At 28.3% G+C, this 22,616-nt stretch carries 22 protein-coding genes; 1 reads left to right on the top strand and 21 read right to left on the bottom strand.

The window, feature by feature from the left end; all coding sequences use genetic code 11:
• Positions 1–340: 340 nt before the first annotated feature.
• Positions 341–841, bottom strand: a complete 501-nt coding sequence (locus EJJ37_RS11325; RefSeq protein WP_133015695.1) for a DedA family protein — start codon at positions 839–841, stop codon at positions 341–343.
• Between the two features lie 290 nt (positions 842–1,131).
• On the opposite strand from EJJ37_RS11325, the gene EJJ37_RS11330 reads away from it, so the two are divergent.
• Positions 1,132–3,255, top strand: a complete 2,124-nt coding sequence (locus EJJ37_RS11330; protein ID WP_133015696.1) for an LTA synthase family protein — start codon at positions 1,132–1,134, stop codon at positions 3,253–3,255.
• Positions 3,256–3,328: 73 nt separating this feature from the next.
• Here the strand turns inward: EJJ37_RS11330 and EJJ37_RS11335 are convergent, their stop codons facing one another.
• The 20 genes from EJJ37_RS11335 to EJJ37_RS11425 all read right to left on the bottom strand — a co-directional run bounded on the left by EJJ37_RS11335 (position 3,329) and on the right by EJJ37_RS11425 (position 22,449).
• Positions 3,329–4,021 (bottom strand): pseudouridine synthase, encoded by a 693-nt coding sequence (locus EJJ37_RS11335; protein ID WP_133015697.1) that lies wholly within the window; start codon positions 4,019–4,021, stop codon positions 3,329–3,331.
• 128 nt (positions 4,022–4,149) lie between these two features.
• Positions 4,150–6,639: a starch-binding protein gene (locus tag EJJ37_RS11340; protein WP_133015698.1), complete on the bottom strand. Its 2,490-nt coding sequence runs from the start codon at positions 6,637–6,639 to the stop codon at positions 4,150–4,152.
• A gap of 32 nt (positions 6,640–6,671) precedes the next feature.
• Positions 6,672–6,818, bottom strand: a complete 147-nt coding sequence (locus tag EJJ37_RS20240) for a hypothetical protein (protein ID WP_166484746.1) — start codon at positions 6,816–6,818, stop codon at positions 6,672–6,674.
• On the bottom strand, positions 6,819–7,472 hold the full coding sequence (locus EJJ37_RS11345) for a hypothetical protein (protein ID WP_133015699.1): 654 nt from the start codon (positions 7,470–7,472) through the stop codon (positions 6,819–6,821).
• A 106-nt stretch (positions 7,473–7,578) separates the two neighbouring features.
• Positions 7,579–8,415: a hypothetical protein gene (locus EJJ37_RS11350; RefSeq protein WP_133015700.1), complete on the bottom strand. Its 837-nt coding sequence runs from the start codon at positions 8,413–8,415 to the stop codon at positions 7,579–7,581.
• Positions 8,416–8,514: 99 nt separating this feature from the next.
• The gene (locus EJJ37_RS11355; protein ID WP_166484747.1) at positions 8,515–9,015 is read right to left on the bottom strand and encodes a signal peptidase I; all 501 of its coding nucleotides are present in this window, start codon (positions 9,013–9,015) and stop codon (positions 8,515–8,517) included.
• A gap of 522 nt (positions 9,016–9,537) precedes the next feature.
• The gene (locus EJJ37_RS11360; protein ID WP_133015702.1) at positions 9,538–10,407 is read right to left on the bottom strand and encodes a cation diffusion facilitator family transporter; all 870 of its coding nucleotides are present in this window, start codon (positions 10,405–10,407) and stop codon (positions 9,538–9,540) included.
• A 217-nt stretch (positions 10,408–10,624) separates the two neighbouring features.
• Positions 10,625–11,848, bottom strand: coding sequence for an NAD(P)/FAD-dependent oxidoreductase (locus tag EJJ37_RS11365; RefSeq protein WP_133015703.1), 1,224 nt, complete (start codon positions 11,846–11,848; stop codon positions 10,625–10,627).
• Positions 11,848–12,261, bottom strand: coding sequence for a 4Fe-4S dicluster domain-containing protein (locus EJJ37_RS11370; RefSeq protein ID WP_133015704.1), 414 nt, complete (start codon positions 12,259–12,261; stop codon positions 11,848–11,850). The genes EJJ37_RS11365 and EJJ37_RS11370 overlap by 1 nt, the downstream gene beginning before the upstream one ends.
• A gap of 9 nt (positions 12,262–12,270) precedes the next feature.
• On the bottom strand, positions 12,271–14,349 hold the full coding sequence (locus EJJ37_RS11375; RefSeq protein WP_133015705.1) for a molybdopterin oxidoreductase family protein: 2,079 nt from the start codon (positions 14,347–14,349) through the stop codon (positions 12,271–12,273).
• A 102-nt stretch (positions 14,350–14,451) separates the two neighbouring features.
• Positions 14,452–15,435, bottom strand: a complete 984-nt coding sequence (gene asrC / locus EJJ37_RS11380; RefSeq protein WP_133015706.1) for a sulfite reductase subunit C — start codon at positions 15,433–15,435, stop codon at positions 14,452–14,454.
• A gap of 12 nt (positions 15,436–15,447) precedes the next feature.
• Positions 15,448–16,242, bottom strand: a complete 795-nt coding sequence (gene asrB / locus EJJ37_RS11385; protein WP_133015707.1) for an anaerobic sulfite reductase subunit AsrB — start codon at positions 16,240–16,242, stop codon at positions 15,448–15,450.
• A 3-nt stretch (positions 16,243–16,245) separates the two neighbouring features.
• Positions 16,246–17,259: an anaerobic sulfite reductase subunit AsrA gene (gene asrA, locus EJJ37_RS11390; protein ID WP_133015708.1), complete on the bottom strand. Its 1,014-nt coding sequence runs from the start codon at positions 17,257–17,259 to the stop codon at positions 16,246–16,248.
• 166 nt (positions 17,260–17,425) lie between these two features.
• On the bottom strand, positions 17,426–18,106 hold the full coding sequence (locus EJJ37_RS11395; protein ID WP_133015709.1) for a PHP domain-containing protein: 681 nt from the start codon (positions 18,104–18,106) through the stop codon (positions 17,426–17,428).
• 116 nt (positions 18,107–18,222) lie between these two features.
• Positions 18,223–18,582, bottom strand: coding sequence for a 50S ribosomal protein L20 (gene rplT / locus EJJ37_RS11400; protein ID WP_005211350.1), 360 nt, complete (start codon positions 18,580–18,582; stop codon positions 18,223–18,225).
• Positions 18,583–18,608: 26 nt separating this feature from the next.
• Positions 18,609–18,806, bottom strand: coding sequence for a 50S ribosomal protein L35 (rpmI, locus tag EJJ37_RS11405; RefSeq protein WP_005211352.1), 198 nt, complete (start codon positions 18,804–18,806; stop codon positions 18,609–18,611).
• Positions 18,807–18,826: 20 nt separating this feature from the next.
• Positions 18,827–19,348, bottom strand: coding sequence for a translation initiation factor IF-3 (gene infC / locus EJJ37_RS11410; protein WP_042397970.1), 522 nt, complete (start codon positions 19,346–19,348; stop codon positions 18,827–18,829).
• A 233-nt stretch (positions 19,349–19,581) separates the two neighbouring features.
• Positions 19,582–20,547, bottom strand: coding sequence for a TRM11 family SAM-dependent methyltransferase (locus tag EJJ37_RS11415; RefSeq protein WP_133015710.1), 966 nt, complete (start codon positions 20,545–20,547; stop codon positions 19,582–19,584).
• A gap of 26 nt (positions 20,548–20,573) precedes the next feature.
• Complete coding sequence (locus EJJ37_RS11420) at positions 20,574–21,806, bottom strand: NAD(P)-dependent oxidoreductase (RefSeq protein WP_133015711.1); 1,233 nt, start codon at positions 21,804–21,806, stop codon at positions 20,574–20,576.
• 70 nt (positions 21,807–21,876) lie between these two features.
• A complete protein-coding gene (locus tag EJJ37_RS11425) occupies positions 21,877–22,449 on the bottom strand; it encodes a hypothetical protein (protein WP_133015712.1) in 573 nt (190 codons plus the stop codon).
• Positions 22,450–22,616 lie beyond the last annotated feature (167 nt).

Genomic DNA, 22,616 nt, shown 5'->3' on the forward strand with positions numbered 1-22,616 from the left:
TTTTAAATAAACTAAGAATATTAATATACAAATTAACTATCTTATCAAAATAATATGTAGCACAAAACATTAACTATAAAGTGGCGTATTATAAGCAAACACATGTAAAAAGAAAAAAAATGAAATATTTATTTGGAGGTATCATTGAAATTAAACCGTAGAATTTAATAATTGATGGAGTAAAGTTGCGTAAAGAAGTTTTTACTGTTTGAGCGAATAGCGAGTTTAAAAACTTTAGCAAACTTTACGGAATCAATTATATAAATTCTAGGTGAAAATTTCACCTTTACCGTAAGATAAATATTCCATTTTTTCGCTTCCATGTGGTGCGCAATATTATTCAACGGAGTATTGTTTTTAGGCTGAAGTAGCCGAAGGAGATTAATGCAGTATTCCATATACTGATTCCTAAAGTTGAATATAATAAAAAACCACCAAATTCAATCCTTAAGACTCCTGAAACTAAAGATATTAAAGTTCTTACTACTGGAATAAGTCTGCATATAAAAACTGTTTTATTTCCATATTTATTGGAGTATTCAAATATTTTTTCTGTATACTTTTTAGTTTTTGCTGATTTCTTATTAAACCAATCTAAAATTGGGTTTCCGAAAGAATATCCTATTATGTAGAATACACAACTTCCAAATACAGCTGCTGCTATTGATATTAATATTACTAAAAAGAGATTTCCTTTTGTTTCTGCAACACAGGCTCCAATGGTAGGCATTACTACTGTTGCTGGAACACCTGGGCAATTTAAATGTTCTAAAAAAACTACTACAAATAAAAAAATTAAACCATATCTCACAAAATACTCTAACATTAATTGAATTCCCATAAATAATTACCCTCTTTTTCGTAATCTTTACTGAATAGATATTATTTTATAATATGTTAATAAATGTGTATATATACTACATTATCGTTAATTAACCATAGTATATTTATGTTCAATAATTCTTAATTTTTTGTTACATTTATTATTTTTTTCTTAATTATTTAGTGTTATCGTTTTCTTTTTCTTGGAATATTAATCTAATAGTTGTATAATAATCTATGATTTAATGGAATTTAACTTTTTTTAACAAATACTTAACAGAGAAATAAACATTAACAGGGGGATTTTTTATGAAACTTTCTTTTAAGGAGCAGTCAACTCGCTCACTTTTGAAATTTTTATTGGCTCCATTAATTATTAACTTTATAATTGAACTTTGTAGCAGAAGAAGTCTAGGTGATACTTTTGGGTATATATTCGGATCTCCACTAGTATTTTTATATAATTCGTTAATTATATTAGCTACACTATCTATTGTATTGTTATTTAAAAGAAGAACTTTTTTCTTTACTTTAATAACTACTATATGGATAGGATTTGGTATAACTAATGGTATCATACTAAGTAATAGAGTAACTCCTTTTACAGCTACTGATTTAACACTTGCAGACTTAGGTTTAGGAATAATATCTAAATATTTATCTCCAACTGTTACTAATCTTATAGCTGGCTTTTTAATTGTTGTAGTTATTGGAATTGTATTCTTATTCTTTAAGGGTCCTAAATATAAAGGAAAACTTAATTATAAGAAAAATATATTAATTGTTGCATCTGTATGGGCTTTTCTTTTCCTTTCAACAAAAGTTGCTTTAGGATTTAACGTAATTGCCTCTTACTTTGGAAATATTGCATTTGCTTACGAAGATTATGGTTTTCCTTATTGTTTCTCTAATACCTTATTAAATACTGGTATTGATAAGCCAAAAGATTATTCCGAAGAAAAAATTGCTTCTATTTCTGATTTAATTGCATCAAATAATACAAGCAATGAGCTTAGCAGTGATGCTATTTTACTAGCTAGTACAGAAGGTGGCTTAAATCATGAAACTGATTCAGATAAACCAAATATAGTAATGGTTCAATTAGAATCATTCTTTGATCCAACACTAGTTAAATATTTACAATTTTCTGAAGATCCAGTACCTAATTTCAGAAAGCTTATGGAGAATTATTCATCTGGTTATTTAACAGTTCCATCTGTCGGTGCTGGTACTGCAAACACAGAATTTGAAGTACTAACTGGTATGAGTTTACAATTCTTCGGTCCTGGAGAGTACCCTTATAAGACTATTCTTCAAGAAAGTACTGCTGAAAGTGTAAGTTATGATTTAAAAGAATTAGGCTATTCAACTCATGCTATTCATAATAACAAAGGAACTTTCTATGGTAGAAACTTTGTATTTTCACAATTAGGATTTGATACATTCACTTCTTTAGAATATATGAACGTTGAAGAATATACTCCAAAAGATTGGGCAAAAGATTTTTACCTTACAGATGAAATACTTAAATCTTTAAATTCTACTGAAGGATCAGATTTTGTATATACTATTTCTGTACAAGCCCATGGTGATTATCCAAAGGAACAAATATTAGAAAATCCTAAAATTGAAGTTAGTGGATTACCAGATGAAGAAACTACTAATGCTTTCACATACTATATAAATCAACTTTATGAAGTTGACCAATTTGTTGGAGAATTAGTAGATGCACTTTCTAATATTGATGAAGATACTGTTTTAGTTTTATTCGGAGATCACTTACCAACATTAGGTTTTAAAGATGAAGATTTAGTTAATAACTCTATCTTCCAAACTGAATATGTTGTTTGGAGTAATTTTGATATGCCTAAAAATGATCAAGATTTAGCTGCATATCAATTAACATCATCTGTATTAAATAGCTTAAATATAGATAATGGTGTTTTAACAAAATTCCATAATCAATTTAAAAATACAAATGACTATTTAAATGATTTAAAATTATTGCAATACGATATGTTATATGGTGAGCACTATATATATGGTGGTACTAATCCATTTATAGCAACTGATTTAAAAATGGGAACTTATGATATTTCTATCACAGACGTTTATGAAGAAACTACTACTACTGAAGAAGTTGAAGATTTAGAAACTGTTGCTAGTTCAGAAGATCCTGAAACTATTGAAGAAATAGATGAACTAGAAGGAAAGAAAAACCTTGTTGTAAAAGGTGAAAACTTTAACGAATTCAGTAAAATATATATAAATGGTAAATACACTAAAACTGTATTTATAGACTCTAATACACTTATGGTTAATAATATTACTTTAGAGCCTAACTCTTCAATAGTAGTTACTCAACGTACTACTGGTGGTGGAAAATTAGGTTCTACAAATGAATTTATTTATCCAATTGTAGCTGAACAATAATTTAATACTATAAGTTTATAATTAAACTCATATCTATAAAAAATAGATAGGATATAAAATTCCTATCTATTTTTTAATTATATAATGTCAATTCTTTCAATTTTTCTAACTCTTCAAAGGTAAGTTTTCTCCACTTCCCATAAGGTATATCATCTATTTTTATATTCATTATTCTAATTCGTTCTAATTTTATTACAGTATATCCAAAAGCTTTAGTCATTCTTCTTATTTGTTTATTAAGACCTTGAGTTAAAACTATATTAAAAGTATTATCGTTTATTTTATTAACCTTGCATTTTCTTGTTATAACATCACCTATGTCTACTCCATTTGCCATTTTATTAATAAAATCATCATTTATTATTTTATCTACTGTTACTATATATTCCTTTTCATGAAGATTATCAGCTTCTAATATTTTATTTGATAGCACTCCATCATTGGTCATTATTATTAATCCTTGCGATTCTTTATCTAATCTTCCAACTGGAAATATATATTGACCATAATTCATATATGTTATTATATTATCCTTAACATTTTCAGCTGCTGTGCAAGTTATTCCAACTGGCTTATTTAAAGCTATGTATATTTTTTCCCTTGGTTGTACTCTTTCTCCATCCAATAATATATCATCATATTCTTCCACCCATTGTCCTGGCTCACATAAAACACCATTTACAACAACTCTCTTTTCTTCAATTAATCTATTAGTTTCTCTTCTAGAACAAATTCCTAAATTACTAAAATATTTGTTTATTCTCATATAAAAACTTTGTCCTTCCGTTATTAAAATTATTATTATAACCACACTCTAAAATAATAACTATTATACTTCTAACACCGTGCAAATTACAATAAAAAAGCTGCACATTTTGTACAGCTTTTTCTTTGTTATTGTGTTCCGTTTTCTTCCCATCCAGAATTATTTTCTTGTGTTATCTTTGCTTCTATATCACTACTAAAGATTAAATTAAAATCATTACTAAATTTATCAATATCCTCACCATTAAATAATTTTAGTTCATAATCTAAAATATAATAATGCCCAGGCTCTATTTTTAACTCTGTGAATACTTCATTTTTCTCATCTTTAGTCCCAGCTTCTCCTAAGTTAAACTGATATTCTTTATAATCTTCTCCATCAATCTTAACTAATATATACTTTTCATTACAATTATCATTACATAAACTTGTATGTTCATGTTTTTTATATTTGCTAATAGTTAATTTACCTTCAAACTTTAATTTAGGAACTATAGTTATATCACTATCTTTCGGAGTCATATATATTTCTATAGTTGTATTACCCCCATTTTCTATATTGTAAATAGTATAATCTCTATCTATATAGCTTGAATGTGAAAAATTTAATACTACTTGTCCTGGTATAACAGATATTGTAAATCTCCCTTCAGAATCTGTTGCTATATTTTCATTATTTCCATTATTTATTTTAACACCTTCAATTACTTCCTTAGTAACTACATCTTTAACAACACCCTCTATTGTTGCCTTATCTGATATAGTATCATTAACTAATAATCTTGCAAAATCTATACAATAACTATCCCCTCCTGCAACATCTGGCTTTCCTGTTAAAGAATTAATTGTAGAACCGTCTCTTGGATCATCAATCAATAGTTCTAATCCACTTTCTTCTCCCTCTTCAATCAAGTATAATAGTCTTTGTGGAACTTCAAGAGTAACTAGATTTGCTCTAGGTCCATGCTGATCTAAATTATTAATTATTTTTTCCCATTCTTCTACTCTTATAGGAGTCATATCTTTATCTTTAACCTTTAAAGTAACTTGATAATTAACATTAGATTTTGCAGAGTAAGATGTCTGCCACTCTATATTTTTAATACTATTACTCCCAATACTAAATCTAGTATTCCACTCTCCACCATTCCATCTTTCGGTCCATTTTGACTCTGATGGTTCAGGCTGAATATCATTTAACATTATTTGAACAGTAGCACTAGTTACTTTTTTTTGAGATCCATTACTTGTTCCTATCTTATCTTGATACATAAATGTTATTGGTTCTACGGGTTGTAATTCAGCCCAATTAACACCATTTTGAATATATTCACTATTATTGTCAGTATTATCTGCATATTTTTTTCTTAAAGCACGATCTGTATATCCATCATAAAATATTTCCCCATTATCATTAGTAGTTGGTCCTATTATTGCATGTTTATTATTATGATAAAACTCATTATTATCAGTAGAATAACTTGTACCATTTAATATATAATTAGAATAAGTTAAACTATAAAAAGATGCATCTTTATGAGAATAATCATATCTATTTAAGGGGTAATCCTTATTTTCATAACTAGCAGTCCTTAAAAAACTATACCATTTAATTTGTGGTAGTTCATCTGGATTTTCTTTGTACCATTCTCCATCCTTATACCACCACTCTCCTTCCGTAATAGTTAAATCACCAGTCTTATCATTTCCACGATTATTAAATATTAAATTAGTTGATATACAATTTTCTATTGTATATGAATACCACCCATCTCCTTCTGACTTCATTTCAGGTGAGCTATACCAGTCAACAATTGGTTTTGCATTTAGATTTCCTTGTGAATCTATAGTATTCCAATAATAAATGTATTTTTGAGTATTTGTTTTATGATGTACAACTATTTTATCCTTCAACTCATTATCATAATTATTTCCTATTAACTTTTGATAAAAATTATAAAAACCACTAGTAACCATTCTTCTATCAGTGCCAGTAGCATCATTAGTTAAATTTCCATTAGAATCTGTACCATCATACTTATCAGGATCATTTCTATCTTCTCTTCCTTCTACTGATTCTGGAAAAATATCTAATCCATTGGTATCTGGAAGCTTTCCAGATAAAACATACTCTTTATCTTTTTCTACAGAACCTTGTCCATATCCACCATTAACTCCTAAATTATCTATATCTCCAACCCAAACTTCAAAGCTTTCTGCTGGCTCTCTTGTATCCTCTTTATCATTATCTTCTGGTGGAACTGCATCCTCATCTTCAGTACTCCCACCTTCCTTAAGTGAGTTAAATGTAAATTTTAGTTCAACGTTTGATGTAAGATTAGATTCATTTGAAACTTTAACCCCCTTATAAGCGGCTATATCACCAGTAGTTGGATTTGTTATTCCATTTTCATTAACTTCTTGTCCTTTATATTCCCACTTACTCTTGCTAGTATCTATATTGATTTTTTCATTTCCATTTTGTATATTCAATACATCTAGATTATCCCCATTTGAACCCTTTATACTTACCTTACCATTAAAATAAGCATAACTTGAAGATGCTGTAATTACTATAATAAATATAGAAAGTAATGTTAAGTAAATCTTTTTTCTCATTTTATCACCTCATTATTTCATCTTAAAAGTAGTTAATTGTTATTATAATTAATTTTTAAACTATTAATTGATTTGCTTTCTTTATTATTAAAATAAGCTAAAGAGGCTGAAGAACATACTCCAATAAACATGGATATTAGTAAAATTGAAATTATTAAAATTATTTTTTTATTCTTCATCTATTTTCCCCCTCTTTTCAATGGCTTTAATATTATTAATCCAAATACTATTAATAATCCACTTATTACAATTATTAAATTACTACTTATAATTGAACCTGTTTGAGGTAAATTAATTTCTGGTTTAAATTCTTCTTCAATCTTAAATGCCTTAGGATATAATACATATTCATACTTTTTATTTTGATACTCATTTCCTGCCAATGCATCAAAATATATTTGCATTGAAAACTTTATTTTTGTATCTAACTCTAAAAATATAGGTTCATCTAAAGTTATATATTCTTGATTCATTAACTCTGCCATTTTACCTGAATATAATAACTTTTCTCCTTGATTAATTGTTACATAATATTTATCATCAATTATTCCAGAAGAAATAGCATCATCTTCATTATATGTTTTATCAGTAGATATATCTTTTATAGATATCCTTTGAAATCCTATTCCTTCTAAATAGCACTGTTCTCCCCATATATTTTCAATATAAAAGTCATGTGCTATATCATCAGTAGGTCTCCAATATCCATCTTTCTCTAAACTATATATTTCATTATATTTTTTATCTGCCTTTACATCATAGCTATTAACTGTAAAAAACAGCAAAAAAACTATGAAAAAGCAAGTAATAAACTTGGCTGTTTTTTTACACATAAGCTCTTCTTTCCTTATACAAATACAGAACCATAAGAAAACTTATAGTTCTATATTATAAATTTATATTTTAAATTCTTATTAGCAAATTTCTACTTTTATATAATTAATTATTTTCAGGTAATGAAATTGCTGGAACATAATTCGGTTGACCTACTTGTTCCCAATCTCTATTATTTTCTTGAGTTGCTTGTATTTCTATTAATTTAGATAAATCAAATCCAGTTCCTCCAACATCAGTTAATGTTTGTTTATCTTGATATTCATTTGTTGTATCTAATGGTAGCTCAAATCTAATTTGTAATAATTGATCTACTGGTTCTAAGTATAATCCTTTCTTAAGCTCCTCAAAACTCTTTTCAACATTATTTACATATAACTTCCATCCAGCTTCTTCTAAAGAATCTAAACAAGGATTATTAAGTCCATTTTTATTATCACCATCAACATCAGTTGCAATAACTCTCATTTTTATAGTTAAGTTACTATCGACATCTATATTTAAGCCTGCACTCGTTGTCCCATCTTCATTGTTAACTTCTGAACCTAAAACTATAGCATCTCCAGGTCTTGTAAAATTAATTACATCTGGAAGAGAAGCACCTATAACTGCTCTTTCTATACCATCAGCTGTTGCTTCTTTATCTACTTTATCTATATCTGGATTTCTATGAGTATTTTCAAAATATTCGTTTATTTCAATACCTGCATTCGCTGATGATAATCTAGCAACATCATATGTCCAATCTGATAACTCTGTACCTTCTCCTGTAATATCAGCTGTTACCACAACTCTACCATTAGTTATTTGGATTGCTTGTAATTCTCCATTTGCTCCATTTCCTTGCAAATCAGCATTAGCTGTAAAATAAGCAAATGATCCTAATGCTCCTACTAATAATGTTGCTCCAATTAATAAAGCCCCTATTCTTTTTTTGTTCATTAATAATCTCTCCCTTTTCTGTGTGTATTTTAAATTTTTTATTTAATAGCTTGTCCTGTTGAACAAACTGGTTTAACTAACTTTTTTATGCTTCTCTTTTTATTTCTTCTTATTATCTACAAAACAAAATTCATAAATTATAATAATTGCAATAATTGTAGATAATACTATGATTCCAATTGGTGAACCTACGAAAGAATAAAAATAACCAACCTTAGGTATTCTAAACATATACTGTCCAATAATACTACTCTTATCTAAAGGATCATCCTTTAAATTATTATTATCACCTTGAGTTATTATTTTATCTTCTTGAATTTCAATAATTCTATGAGTTGCTATAAATCCTTCTTTTTGAAAAGTTACTACATCTCCAACCTCTAAATCATTAACATTAACCTTTTTAATAAAAATTACATCACCTGGATCTATTGTTGGTTGCATACTATTAGATACAATTACATAACTTTTAAATTTTATTAAATTATAAATGCTATCAAATTTGCTAGACACATTACCAAGTAGTCCTATAGCTAATATTGCAAAAAACAATAAACATAAAAAACTACATACTTTTTTAAAAATCTTTTTAAATTTCATCATTTGTCTCCTAAACTTTCTTTATTGTTTTAATACTCATATACAAAAATTATTTATTTATAATTTAACTTTTAAATTTATAAAAATCGTTTCCGGTTACGATACCAGTTTTTAATAAAATAAAAATTAAATAAATATTATTTTATAAAATATTTAAAATATATTGCCATTAAATCATAATTTATAAATATTTCTTGCCTTTCTATGTGTTTATTATATTTTCTCTATATTTCATAGTCAAACTAATTCATTCGTATTATTTCTTCACGATACAACGAATTATTTGCAGTAAAATAATCTTTTTTATGAATTTATTTTCCATTTATATTAATTTATTATATAAATTTAGTTTGTTTTATAATTTTTTTAAATAATTATAAGAAAAAAAATTTTTTATACAATTTTAAATAGACCTATTTTTGTAATATTTTATGTTGTAAAATTTTAATATTTTTAAATAAAATTAAAAAAGTCAGATAAAATCCGACTTTAAAATCATATTAATTTTACTTATAATTATCTTTAACCTTTATATGGTTCCGTATGAATATTTATTTCTTTAACATAGCTTAAACCTGAGATTATAGTATGCTCTAAATTATCTGCAATATCATGTGCCTCTTCTAATGTTTTGCTTTTATCAATAAAAATACTCATATCTATATATGCAACAGAGCCATACTTTCTAGATTTAAAATCTTTTATTCCATATATCTTTTCATTACTATCCACTAATGATTTAATTTTACTAATATCTTGTTTACTTATAGAACTATCCATTAATTCATCACAAGCTGATTTTAATATATCAATTCCAACCTTTACAACAACTATAGCTACTATAATCGATGCTATTGGATCTAATATTTTTAATCCAAGCATTGCACCTCCAATTCCAATAAATGCTGCTATAGATGAAAGTGCATCTGACCTATGGTGCCAAGCATCAGCCTTTAATGATGATGAGTTAATTCTTTTAGCTACTCTAATGGTAATTTGATATTGATACTCTTTAACTACTATTGATATTAAAGCTACAACTAATGGCAACGCATTAGGTACTAATATATTATTTACATTAATTAACTCCCTTAATCCATCATATCCTATTTTTAAAGAAATACCTATAAGTACAGTAGCTAGAGTAAAAGAAACTAAACTCTCTGCTTTTTCATGTCCGTATTGATGCTCATCATCTCTTGGTTTTCTAGAAATACTATTTCCTATAAGGATTCCAACAGAAGTAATTATATCTGATGCTGAATGTAATCCATCAGCTATTATAGCTGTAGAGTTACCTAAAATACCTGATAATATTTTTAGTATAGTTAATACTATATTAAGTAAAATAGATATTATTGTTATCTTATTAGATTCGTCATATCTATTCATTATAATACACCTCCAATTATCATTTGATAATGCTATTATATGCAAATACCTTATATATGTACTTAATTATATTTATTATCAGCAATATCATTTGATAATGATTTTAATTAATAAAAAGAAAAAAATAAGCAGATTATTGTTAAATTTCGCCTATTTATTTTATATAAGCTACTTCATATCAACATCTACTTATTTCTTTAAATTTATAATATCCTTTTTAATATACAAACTCTAAATTTTCTTTTTCATTAAAGAAATCAGAATAGTCTACATCAAAGAGTGGTTTTTTAACTTTTCTTATATCAATATTCTCTTTTATAAGCTGTGTTAATACTCCAACATAAGATAAATCACCTTGAACTATAGCTCCATATATTATTCCATCTTTATGAATTATCTTTCTATAATCTTTTCCTTTTACTTGTGTTTCCTCTTTATAACTATCATCCGGCTTATTTACTATACCTAGCGACATTGTAGCTACTCCACAGAAATTCATAGTATTTTTACTTCCAAAAAAGTCATTCATATATATTTCTTTGCCTAGCATATTATTTGCGGCAATAATTCCTTCCTTAACAGCAGTTGGCCATATTGGGTTTCTTCCCGTTATATCTCCAGCTCCGTAAACATCCTTTACATTAGTTTCACCTTTTGAGTTAATTATAAGCCCAAATTTATCGCACTCTATACCACTATCATTTAAAAATCCTACATTAGCTCTAACACCTGTACATGCAATTATTAATTCACAAGGTACTTCTTCTTCAGTATTTAATTTTATTGAAATTGGATTATTATTATCATCTACTATAACCTTTTCAGCTCTTACTCCAAACTTAAAGTTTACTCCTTCTTCCTTTAATCTTTCCTGATATACATTTGCTGCATAATTATCTAATTGAAGTGGTAATATTCTATCTCCCATTTCAATTAAAGTAATATTTACATCATAATCTAAAAGACCTGCTAAAGCATCTACCCCAACTAATCCTGCACCTAGGATAGCCACATTCTTAACTTTCTTAGCTTCTTCTTTAATTTTAATAGCATCATCTAAGTTTCTTAGCCCTATTACATTATTTGCTGTTCTTAAATTTTCTATTGGTGGTAAAAATGATGATGATCCCGCAGCTAATAAAACCTTATCATAGCTTAAATCTTCATTATTTGATAATTTTAGTTTTTTCTCCTTAACATCTATTCCTATTACCTCTACACCTTTTATCCACTTTATTTTATACATTTCAAAAAAGTTATTAGGAGTAAAGTCTAAAGCCTCAATTTCTCTTCTTCCATCTAAAAAATGATGAAGTATACATCTTGAATAAACATATTCATCTTTAGACACTAATATTATTTCTAGATTCTTATCATTTTCACGTAGAGTTTTAGCTGCATTAATTCCAGATGCAGATGCTCCTACTATAACATATGCCATTATTCATCTACCTCCTCTAAAGTTAATGCATTCATTGGGCATTTATCTACACATTGTGGAAAATTTTGTTCTGTTGATATACACATATCACACTTCATTACTTCTCTATTAGTTTGATAATCCATCTTTAAAACTCCATATGGACATGCCATTATACACATGTAACAAGTTGCACATCTACTCTTATCATAAATGACGTATTTACTTTCATCATCTTTTCTCATAGCTCCAGTCGGACATGCGTAAACACATTCTGGCCTAGTACAATGCCTACAATAAATTGGTGCATAATTTCCTTCACTATTAATAACTATTCTTCCTCTTGTATCCCTTGATCCATGAGATACCTTACATGCAGTAGTACATGTTAAACAACCAATACATTTTTTTCTATCTATTTTTATTCTCTTCATAGCTATCTCCTAATCTATTTTTTCTATTTTTACTGGTACATATTTAAAGTTAGGTTCTTTTGAATATGTGTCAAATATAGATGGTAATAGTGAATTTGCTTCTATATAATGCATTGGAGCATAAATCTGATCCTTTTTAACAGTTCTACTTAGTTTAACAAGGAAATTATTACTTACACCATTTGGTGATGTTATTTTAATTGTTTCATTATCCTTAATTCCTAATTCATCAGCTAAATCAGTATTTATATTTACATATCCTTGTTGAGGGACTATAGAAAAAACATCTGGTATCTCTCTAGTTCTTGTTTGTGTATGCCATTGCCCAACAGTACCTCTCCCAGTATTAAATAGGTATGGATATTCCTCTGATTGTTCATAAGGAACTGGCGCTACATCTTCATAGATAAATTTAGCCTTACCACTTGGTGTATAGTACTTATTATCTTCAAATAGTCTTCTTTCATCTTCCTCCAATTTTTCACCAGCTCTAAATGGCCATTGTATTCCTCTTGAATCTTTTAACATATCATAATCTACACCTGTAATATCACAAGGCATTCCTTTAGTACATGCCTTTAATGTTTCAAATGCATCTCTTGGTGTTTTCCATTTATCTAATAATTTGCCCATTCCTAAAGCTTTACCTATGCCCAACATAATATCATAATCTGTTAATTCATTTTCCTTCTTTTCCAATACTGGATTAAGTTTTGATAGTCTTCTTTCTGTATTTATTAATACGCCTTCTTTTTTTAATCCATTAGCTGAAGGTAATAATAAATCACAATATCTAGCAGTTTCAGTATCAGAATAAATATCTTCTACAACTAAAAACTCTAATTTTTCAGCTGCTTTTTTGAACTCTAAATTATTTATCCAAGAAACTATAGGATTAGTTGCCATTACCCATAAAGCTTTTATCTCACCAGAATTTATTTTTTCTATTATAACATTGTATGGTAAAGTAGGTTTCTTAGGTAGCATCTCAGGATCTATATCTAAAGCTTCTGCCACAGCTTTTCTTCTTGCTTCATTATCATACTCTCCTCCACCATAAAGCCCTGTAGTATTACTAAAAAGTCTAGAACCCATAGCATTACATTGACCAGTGATAGAATTCGGGCCTGTTCCAAGTCTGCCTATATTTCCTGTCATTAAAGCTATATTTATAATTGCTTGTGCTGTTCTTACTGCTTGGTAGCTTTGATTTATTCCCATAGTCCACCACAATGATACTCTTTTTCCATTATGTATTATTTCTGCTAGTTCTAAAACTCTTACTTTTGATATACCTGTTTTTTCTTCAACATCATCTAATGTATATTTTTTCACATGTTCTTTAAAGCCTTCAAAATCCTCTGTATACTTTTCAATATACTCATTATCAATCCATCCTTTTTCAATAAGAACATTAGCTAATGTATATAAAAGTGTTAAATCTGATTTTGGCTTTATATCTATCCACATATCGCAATTAGTTACTGTTTCTGTTCTTCTTGGATCTATAGCAATCTTTATACAATCTTTATTATTCTTAGTCTTTCCCCAAAGAATTGGATGAGCAACTACAGGATTACATCCAATAAATATAATCACATCTGAATGTTCTAAATCATTAAAAGTATATGGTGGGGCATCAAATCCAAAACTTTGCTTATAAGAAACTACTGATGTAGCCATACAAAGTCTTGTATTTCCATCTCCATTTCCCCCTAAAAAGGTTCTTCCTATATGACCTGCTAATGCCATCTCTTCTGTAGCCAATTGACCTGTACTTAAAAATGCAAAACTTTCTTTACCATATTTCTTTTGTATTTCAGTTACTCTCTTAGCAAATAAATCAAATGCCTCTTGCCACTGAATTTGTTTTAACTCTCCATTTTCATCCCTTACAAGTGGTAATACTGGATTTTCATGCTCTGTGTTTTGCTTATCTAAATTTAACCCCTTTACACAACAAAACCCCTTATTAACAGGATAATCAACAGTAGGTACTACTCTTTTAATAAACCCATTATCTTCAACATGAAAATCTAAATTACATGCTATAGAACAATAATTACAAGTAGATCTTATAACCTTCAATGAAATCACTCCTTATTTAATTAATTCTAATTTTCATAAAACTCTTATAATCTTATTAGCTTTTAATATTTTATGTACTTTAACCTATGTGGAAATATCATTTTACTTTCTCATATAATGTATTCCATCCCAATTCACATTTTCACTTACTTCTGCTAATTCTGGTAAATCAATTCCATCAAGGGCCCATTTTTTATACTCTTTATATCCAACCCTATCAACTATATATCCAATATGTTCTTTTCCATATGGTGCATCAGGATTTATATACTCTCTAACAAACTTATAAGTATTATCTATAATTTTTAATACAGTATCTTCATCTGCCCATTTTATAAAATCTTCTGCAATTCTTGGATTTGTTTTTCCGGTTCTTCCCATAATAACAACTCTAAAATATTTTTTAGGACTTCTAGTCCAAGCATTATTAGGACATGCTAAAACACATTCTCCACATCCAATACATTTGCTTGGGTCTCTAATAACTTTATAGTTTTTTGCACTTAATGCTGTAGTTGATACTTGCTTACATTTTTTAACACAAGCTCCACATGATACGCACCTATATGAATCATAAACCGGTAAACACATTCCTATTATTCCTATATCATGCATTCTAGCCTTTATACAATCATTAGGACATCCTGTTGCTGCTATTTTTACATGTAAATCATCTGGATAAACCATATCTTCAATTTTTCTTGCTAATTCTGTTGTATTATATTGAGCTTTGGGACAAATATTATTTCCAATACAAGAAGTTATATTTCTTGTACCAGCCGAAGGATAGCCACTGCCCTTATGCTCTTGATTAGTTTCCATATTATCAATAATAGGTTGAAGCGCTTTATTTACTTCTTCCATTCTTTCCATTGGAATTCCTAGCACCTCAAATCCTTGTCTTGTTGTAATATGAACTCTTCCATCTCCATATTTATCAGCAAGGTCCGCAACTAATTTCAATGTATCTGTATAAATTGATCCTCCTGGAACTCTAATTCTTACAGCTGTCATATATTTATTTTTAGTTATTCTAAAAGCATTTTTCATTGCCTTTCTTGTATTTAAATCATGTAAAAGATCCATAGCCTATCCCTCCTAATCATATAAAGTCTTTCCAAAAGCATAATTAAATACTGGCCCATCAGTACATATATAAGTTGTATCCATCCTACAGTGTCCGCATTTTCCAAGGCCACAACACATTTTTCTTTCATAAGAAACCCACATATTATGATCTTGTATACCAATCTTTTGGAATTCACTTATTGTAAATTTCATCATCATCGGAGGTCCAACAATTACTACTGAAACATTATTTTTATCACTTATATTTATATCTGGCACGTATTTTGTTACAAGTCCTACCTTTCCTCTATACTCTTCATCACCTTTATCTACAGTCAATATAACATTAAATTTAGATTTCCACTTTTCTATATCTTCTTTAAATAAAATATCATCAGGTGATCTAAATCCGCATATTAATGTTACACTTTTACATTTATCTATATTTTCATAAAAATACTCTAATATTCCTCTAACTGGTGCTAATCCACTTCCTCCTGATACAATTATTATTTCTTTATCTATATAATTTTTTAACTCAAAGCCATTACCATATGGCCCTCTTAGTCTTATAATATCTCCTATATTTAGTTTAAATATCTCTTCAGTAACCTTTCCTACTTCTCTAATAGTAAAATCTAAATATTCATCACTATATCCAGATACTGATATTGGTGATTCTCCATATTTAGGCATAGAAATTTCAAAAAATTGACCTGGATTTATTTCATCGCACTTTCTCTCTACTCTAAAAGTCCATTCTTTAGCTGTATGCTTAATAATGTCTAAAATTTTAACCTCATAAGGAATATACTCATTCACCATCTTTTATTCCTCCCTTTGTTTGCTTTTAACAAATTGTGTTACCTTATTCATTGCAGTTGATAGTGATATATATTGAGGACATACATCATCACATCTTCCACAACCTACACACATTTGTGGTCCAAATCTCTCACCATAATCATACATCTTGTGCATAGTTCTATATCTCATTCTATCTCCATTTCTTACTCTAACATCATGCCCTCCAGCCATTAAAGAAAATCCTGGTATTTGACATGATGCTCCTACTCTTCTTCTTTCACCACATCTTGGATTCTCTCTGCTTACTATATCCTGCATTGTATAGCATGAACATGTTGGACAAGAAAGATTACATCTTCCACAAGCTATGCACCTATAATCATACTCTCTCCACAATTCTGCTTCTGCAACTTCTAAAGGGTTTAATTTTTCTGGTAATGTTACTTTTACATCATTAGAAGTTACAAAATCAATATTAAAATCTGCCTTTTCTCCCACAAATATATCTTTAAATTCATCATCTTTTATCTCTATATATACATCACCTTTATTAACCTTTACCCCTAATGAGTAATCTTCAGTTGTATTAGTACCAAAGCTTACACAAAAACAATTTCTAAAACTTTGTTCACATCCAATTAATACTATCTTAACCTTATCTCTAAGTCTCTTATAATAATAATCTGCTTCTTTTCCATTTTTTAAATAAACATTATCTATTCTATGCAAACCATTTACATCACAAGAACGCATAAATACTAGCATTTTTCTTTCATCAATGGTTGGTATCTTATACTCCCCCTCTGTATAATAAAACAAAGTTTCTGTAACAGGCATAACTACTTCTTTAGCTGTAAAATGAGATTTACGATTAAATTCAATTTCATTAATACTTTTTACTTCTTCATATCTAATTACATCAGTATCTGAATATTGGCCTGCATAAGGTATAGATACTGGTGCAATAACTTTATACTTATCTTTAATGCTGTTTATTATATTGTCAAATTCTTGAGTAGTAATTTTTATTTTCATTAGTTCCACCTCTCTTTATCATAAAAGTATTTTCTGTTAAATTATTCATTTATATTCATCTATTATCTTTTACTTATAAATTTAAATAAATTCATAATGATTATATATTTAATGAAAAATAGCCTACATCTAAATAATCCTATTAAAGATTATTTAGATGTAGGCTTTAAATTAGTACATTTAAAAACTTTTCTATTTCTTCTCCATTTAAATATACATCACCAATCATTCCATGAATGCGATAACATTCAATACAATTATGAAAATCTGATCCAGCAGTATAAATTATTTTCTTTTTATTTGCAATATCTATAAAATATTTTGTATCATCCTCAGTATTTTTAAAATATTTTGCTTCAATTCCATCAAATTTTATATTAATAATATTATCAAAATCTTTTTTACATAGAAGTACTGGATGTGCAAGTACTACTGTTGCTCCAAAAAATCTTAATATATCAACCCCAGTCTGAACACAAAGTTTATTTTTAAATCCACAAAAATCAATTTTGTCTTCAAATATTCTTCTTATACTCTTAATTTTCCTTTGTTTAACATTTAAAAGCACTTCTCTGAGCAAATTATTTTTATAGCTATCATCTTTAAAATATCCTAATACATGTACTCTGCAATCATTATATCTAGTTGATAATTCTACTCCTGGTATTACAGTAATATTATTTCTTCTTCCCTCTATAATAGCTTCATCTACCCCATCTGTATTATTATGATCAGTTATAGCCATTATATCTATTTGCCTTTTTTTAGCTAATCTCACTATCTGGCTTGGCGTTAAGCTTCCATCTGAATAAGTTGAGTGTATATGAAAATCGCCTTTTGAATACATACTATTTTTTCATCCTAATATTTATCTCATATATATTATATTCATAATAATAAATTATTGATTTAATATTAAATATAAAAAAAGCAATCCTTTCGGATTGCTTTATGTAAACAAAATTATTTGTTTAATTGAGCTTTTGCAGTTTCTACTAAGTTTGCAAATGCCTTTGGATCGTTGATAGCTATTTCAGATAACATCTTTCTGTTCATGTCGATTCCAGCTAATTTGATTCCGTTCATGAATTTTGAGTATGAAAGACCGTTCATTCTTGTAGCAGCGTTAATTCTTGCTATCCATAATCTTCTGAAATCTCTCTTCTTTAATCTTCTTCCAACGTATGCGTTTCTTAAAGCTCTGATTACAGATTCGTTAGCAGTTCTGAATAATCTGCTCTTCCCACCGTAGTAACCTTTTGCAAGCTTTAAAACTTTTTTATGATTCTTACGAGCATTTACCGCTCTCTTAACTCTTGCCATTTTGTATTCCTCCTAAGTCCTCTATATTATAGGTATGGTAATAATTTCTTCATTGCTTTTTCTTGAGTAGTTGAAACGTAAGCAGCTTTTCTTAAGTTTCTCTTTCTCTTAGCGCTCTTCTTTGTTAAGATATGGCTCTTGAAAGCTTTTGCTCTTTTTAACTTTCCAGTACCAGTCTTTTTAAATCTTTTAGCTGCACCTCTGTGCGTTTTCATTTTTGGCATGATAATATTCTCCTCTCTGGTTATGCTTTTTTAGGGGCTAATACCATAGTCATGTTTCTTCCTTCTTGCTTTGCTGCTTTTTCAACAGTACAAACATCTTCTAGCTTAGAAACAAAGTTTTCTAAGATCTTTAATCCTAGATGACCTAATGTTGCTTCTCTACCTTTGAATCTAACAGTGACTTTAACTTTATCCCCGTCTAATAAGAACTTTCTAGCATTCTTAGCTTTGATAGCTATGTCATTTTCTTCAATAGTTAAACTACATCTGATTTCTTTAATGACAGTTACCTTTTGCTTTTTCTTAGCTTCTTTTTCCTTTTTAGATTGCTCGTAAATGTATTTGCCTAAATCCATTATTTTACATACTGGTGGCACTGCTGTTGGAGATATCATTACTAAATCTAAATCCTTCTCCTCAGCCATTTGTAAAGCTTCTTTCGTAGAAATTACTCCTAATTGATTCCCTTCAGAATCAATTACTCTAATTTCCTTCTCTCTAATACTTTCATTACAAGTAAAGTTTTTACTGATAACATTCACCTCCGATAAAATCTATCAAGAAAAATATATAAATAAAAGGGCAGCATAATTGCCGCCCTCGTATTATTTAGAAAATCTAGATACTCCTCTAGATAAAAATCCAATAAACTCATTACCTTACTAAGCTTAGCCGTAAGGCGAGAAACGGCTGTTTCTTCTTGACGAAACTTATTATAGCATCGTCTCAGCATATTGTCAAATTTTTTGCTATATATTTAACTTTTAAATATACTTTATTCACAAATACTAATTTGTCTTGTCATATTTCCTTTTATCATATAGCACTTTTCTATTATTTTAAAGCCTGCTGAAATTATTAAATTATCCATATCTTCAAATGTTATTATAACTAGCTTACGAGCGATTCTTCTTGAGGTATTAATTATATCCATCTGCTCCTTTAAAGTTACAGGTGAAAATAATCCATAAGGAATATCAACTATGGCAACATCAAAAACTTCATTTATATTATGCATATCCCCACTAGTTATTATTTCTCTATTATATCCTAAAAATTCTATATTATTCCTAGCATTATATGCAATAGGTTTACTAATTTCATAACCTTTTACATTAATACCCAAATCAAGAGCCTCTATAACTACAGTTCCAACTCCACAACATGGATCAACTAATGTTAATTCCCTATTATCTCCAACTGCAATATTTACTAATGCTCTAGCCATTCTTAATGGTACTGCATTAGAATATGAATGGGGTTTATCATTATGTTTTTGCCACTTAAAATTATTTCTGTTTAATTCTCCAAATATCCATTTATCTTTAACCTTAGTTATAGCTAATTCTATCTTTGGATTATGTATATCCGGAAATCCTGTTACAACAAATCCAATTTCCTTAACAGCTTTAAGACGCTCTTCATAAGAAACATCTCCATCTTCACTTTTTATATAATTAACTTTAAAAGCATCATAAGATAGTTTATCATCTTTTATCTTATTAATTATATTTTCTAAGTTTTTTTCTACATATATTAATTTTATTTGTAACTTAATAAATGGACTTCTAGATGGATCAAAATTTTTTTCTGAAAATAAACACTTTGCTTTAGGTTCTTTTCCAAAAACACTTCTCATTTCCATATTGCATAATTCTTTTTCCATCTCAGAGCAATTAATAAAATAAAAATATTTATTTAGGGTGTTTTCACACTCATTTTTAATAATTTTACTCTTCATTTTAACACCCTCTTACAAATAATTTATTAATTGCCATCACAATATCTTTCGATTTCATCTGCAACTACTTTTGCATATGCAACTGCATGAACTACTGTATTAGCTCCGGTAACAACGTCTCCTGATGCAAATACTCCTTCTCTTGTTGTATGTCCTTTTTCGTCAGTAAGTAATAGTCCCCATTTATTAGTTTCTAACCCTACAGTGTTAGCAACTATATTCTTTCTTGGTGATTGACTTACTGCAATTATTGTAGAGTCACAGTTGAACATTCCTTCTGTACCCTCTATATTAACTGTATTTACTCTTCCTGATTCATCTACTTCATTTCTAGTTTCAATATATTTAACACCATCTTCAGTTAACTCTAAAGGTGCTTTAAATAATTCAAACTTAATTCCATCCTCTTTAGCTTCTTCTAATTCAGCTCTAGTACATGTCATATTTTCAAAGCCTTTTCTATAAAGGACATATACCTCTTCTGCACCACTTCTCTTAGCAACTCTAGCTGCATCCATAGCAACATTTCCTGCACCAATTACAGCAACTCTTTTTCCTAGACTATAAACTTGTGGTGACTTTAAATAATCTATTGCATAATGTACATTTCCTAATGACTCTCCCTTTATATTTAAAGTCTTAGGATTCCACACTCCAGTACCTATAAATACAGCCTTATATCCATCAAAGAATAACTTATCTAATGTAATAACTGGTCCAATTAAAGTATTTGGTCGTATTTTTACTCCAAGCTCAATAAGTATTTCTTCATATCTATCAATCATTGAATTTTTCAGTCTATATTCAGGGATTCCATATCTAAGAACTCCACCTATTTTCTCATGTGCCTCAAAAAGTGTAACTTTAAAGCCTTTTCTTGCTAATATGATTGATAAAGTAATTCCTGCTGGTCCTGCTCCAATTATAGCAATTCTTTCATTTCTAGACTCTACCTTATCAAATTTCATTTTATATAAATACTCTCTAGAGATATATTCTTCAATCTCACAAAAGCTAACAGGTTCACTTTTTATTCCCCTAATACAGTTTCCTTTACATTGATCTTCATGTGGGCAAACTATAGCACATGCTGCTGATAAGGGATTATTATTAAATAATATTTCACCAGCCTCCATTATTTTTCCTTCCTTAAATAGCTTAACTACTTCCGGAATTTCTGTGCTTATTGGACAATTTGCCTTACATCTAGCATTTTTACATAATAAACATCTATCTGCTTCTAATAATAACTCTTTCATCTATATCTCCTCATTTTAATGATTTCTTTAATTATAAAACCATTATTTCATCTTAAGTGATCTAGATAGCCTATTTAAGAATCTCTAAAACATAATTTTTAAATTCTTCAAAGCTTCCTTTCTCACTACTAGTCCCCTTATTTATTTTATTAGTGGCAAAGTTATATTCTACTGTTCCATAACTAAATTTTGGACTTGATATCATTACAAGATCTTCATTTGCACTAAAAATTGCTTTATTTAGCATTGATATTTTGCATAGTTCTAAAAAGCTCTCTTCATTTTCTAATTGTCCTTCATTAATTTTCTTTAATACAAAGTTAAATAATGAATAACCGCCACCTAATGATATCATACTATTATTTTGAATATAAAATACTTTATCAGTATTATAGAAATATTTCATTTTCCCAAAGTTAACAGTCTTAAATTGTGAGTTTACTTCAACTCCTTCAATATTATAATTATTAACTTCAGCTTCTATAGAATTCCATGAATTTTTTTGCTCTATAGCATTATTTTTAACTACTGAGTTAAATTTAAGAAGTGCACCTTCCATCTCCTTATCTGTATATACAATATTTTCATTTATAGCAACATTAAATTCTCCATTTTCATATGTTAAAGTTATCTTATTTCCCATAATAATCTCCTTATGTAATTAATAATAATTAATAATAATTATTATTATAACATATTAACTATTAATCAACTACCATTTAAATAGTAGATTTATTTATTAGTATTTCCAAAGTATAAAAATAGTGTTAAAGAGATTATTAAATAATCTCTTTAACACACTATTTTATA

The organism is Clostridium cuniculi, from assembly GCF_004353185.1.
GTDB lineage: Bacteria > Bacillota > Clostridia > Clostridiales > Clostridiaceae > Clostridium > Clostridium cuniculi.

What these genes read in the sequence shown, in the direction of transcription:
- EJJ37_RS11365 (WP_133015703.1), bottom strand. Translation starts at nt 11,848, where the DNA reads ATGGCATATGTTATAGTAGGAGCATCTGCATCTGGAATTAATGCAGCT.
- EJJ37_RS11420 (WP_133015711.1), bottom strand. Translation starts at nt 21,806, where the DNA reads ATGAAAGAGTTATTATTAGAAGCAGATAGATGTTTATTATGTAAAAAT.
- asrA (WP_133015708.1), bottom strand. Translation starts at nt 17,259, where the DNA reads ATGAAAATAAAAATTACTACTCAAGAATTTGACAATATAATAAACAGC.
- rpmI (WP_005211352.1), bottom strand. Translation starts at nt 18,806, where the DNA reads ATGCCAAAAATGAAAACGCACAGAGGTGCAGCTAAAAGATTTAAAAAG.
- EJJ37_RS11345 (WP_133015699.1), bottom strand. Translation starts at nt 7,472, where the DNA reads ATGTGTAAAAAAACAGCCAAGTTTATTACTTGCTTTTTCATAGTTTTT.
- asrC (WP_133015706.1), bottom strand. Translation starts at nt 15,435, where the DNA reads ATGGATCTTTTACATGATTTAAATACAAGAAAGGCAATGAAAAATGCT.
- EJJ37_RS11415 (WP_133015710.1), bottom strand. Translation starts at nt 20,547, where the DNA reads ATGAAGAGTAAAATTATTAAAAATGAGTGTGAAAACACCCTAAATAAA.
- EJJ37_RS11325 (WP_133015695.1), bottom strand. Translation starts at nt 841, where the DNA reads ATGGGAATTCAATTAATGTTAGAGTATTTTGTGAGATATGGTTTAATT.
- EJJ37_RS11330 (WP_133015696.1), top strand. Translation starts at nt 1,132, where the DNA reads ATGAAACTTTCTTTTAAGGAGCAGTCAACTCGCTCACTTTTGAAATTT.
- EJJ37_RS11355 (WP_166484747.1), bottom strand. Translation starts at nt 9,015, where the DNA reads ATGAAATTTAAAAAGATTTTTAAAAAAGTATGTAGTTTTTTATGTTTA.
- EJJ37_RS20240 (WP_166484746.1), bottom strand. Translation starts at nt 6,818, where the DNA reads ATGAAGAATAAAAAAATAATTTTAATAATTTCAATTTTACTAATATCC.
- EJJ37_RS11360 (WP_133015702.1), bottom strand. Translation starts at nt 10,407, where the DNA reads ATGAATAGATATGACGAATCTAATAAGATAACAATAATATCTATTTTA.
- EJJ37_RS11335 (WP_133015697.1), bottom strand. Translation starts at nt 4,021, where the DNA reads ATGAGAATAAACAAATATTTTAGTAATTTAGGAATTTGTTCTAGAAGA.
- EJJ37_RS11395 (WP_133015709.1), bottom strand. Translation starts at nt 18,106, where the DNA reads ATGTATTCAAAAGGCGATTTTCATATACACTCAACTTATTCAGATGGA.
- EJJ37_RS11340 (WP_133015698.1), bottom strand. Translation starts at nt 6,639, where the DNA reads ATGAGAAAAAAGATTTACTTAACATTACTTTCTATATTTATTATAGTA.
- asrB (WP_133015707.1), bottom strand. Translation starts at nt 16,242, where the DNA reads ATGGTGAATGAGTATATTCCTTATGAGGTTAAAATTTTAGACATTATT.
- EJJ37_RS11370 (WP_133015704.1), bottom strand. Translation starts at nt 12,261, where the DNA reads ATGAAGAGAATAAAAATAGATAGAAAAAAATGTATTGGTTGTTTAACA.
- rplT (WP_005211350.1), bottom strand. Translation starts at nt 18,582, where the DNA reads ATGGCAAGAGTTAAGAGAGCGGTAAATGCTCGTAAGAATCATAAAAAA.
- EJJ37_RS11425 (WP_133015712.1), bottom strand. Translation starts at nt 22,449, where the DNA reads ATGGGAAATAAGATAACTTTAACATATGAAAATGGAGAATTTAATGTT.
- EJJ37_RS11350 (WP_133015700.1), bottom strand. Translation starts at nt 8,415, where the DNA reads ATGAACAAAAAAAGAATAGGGGCTTTATTAATTGGAGCAACATTATTA.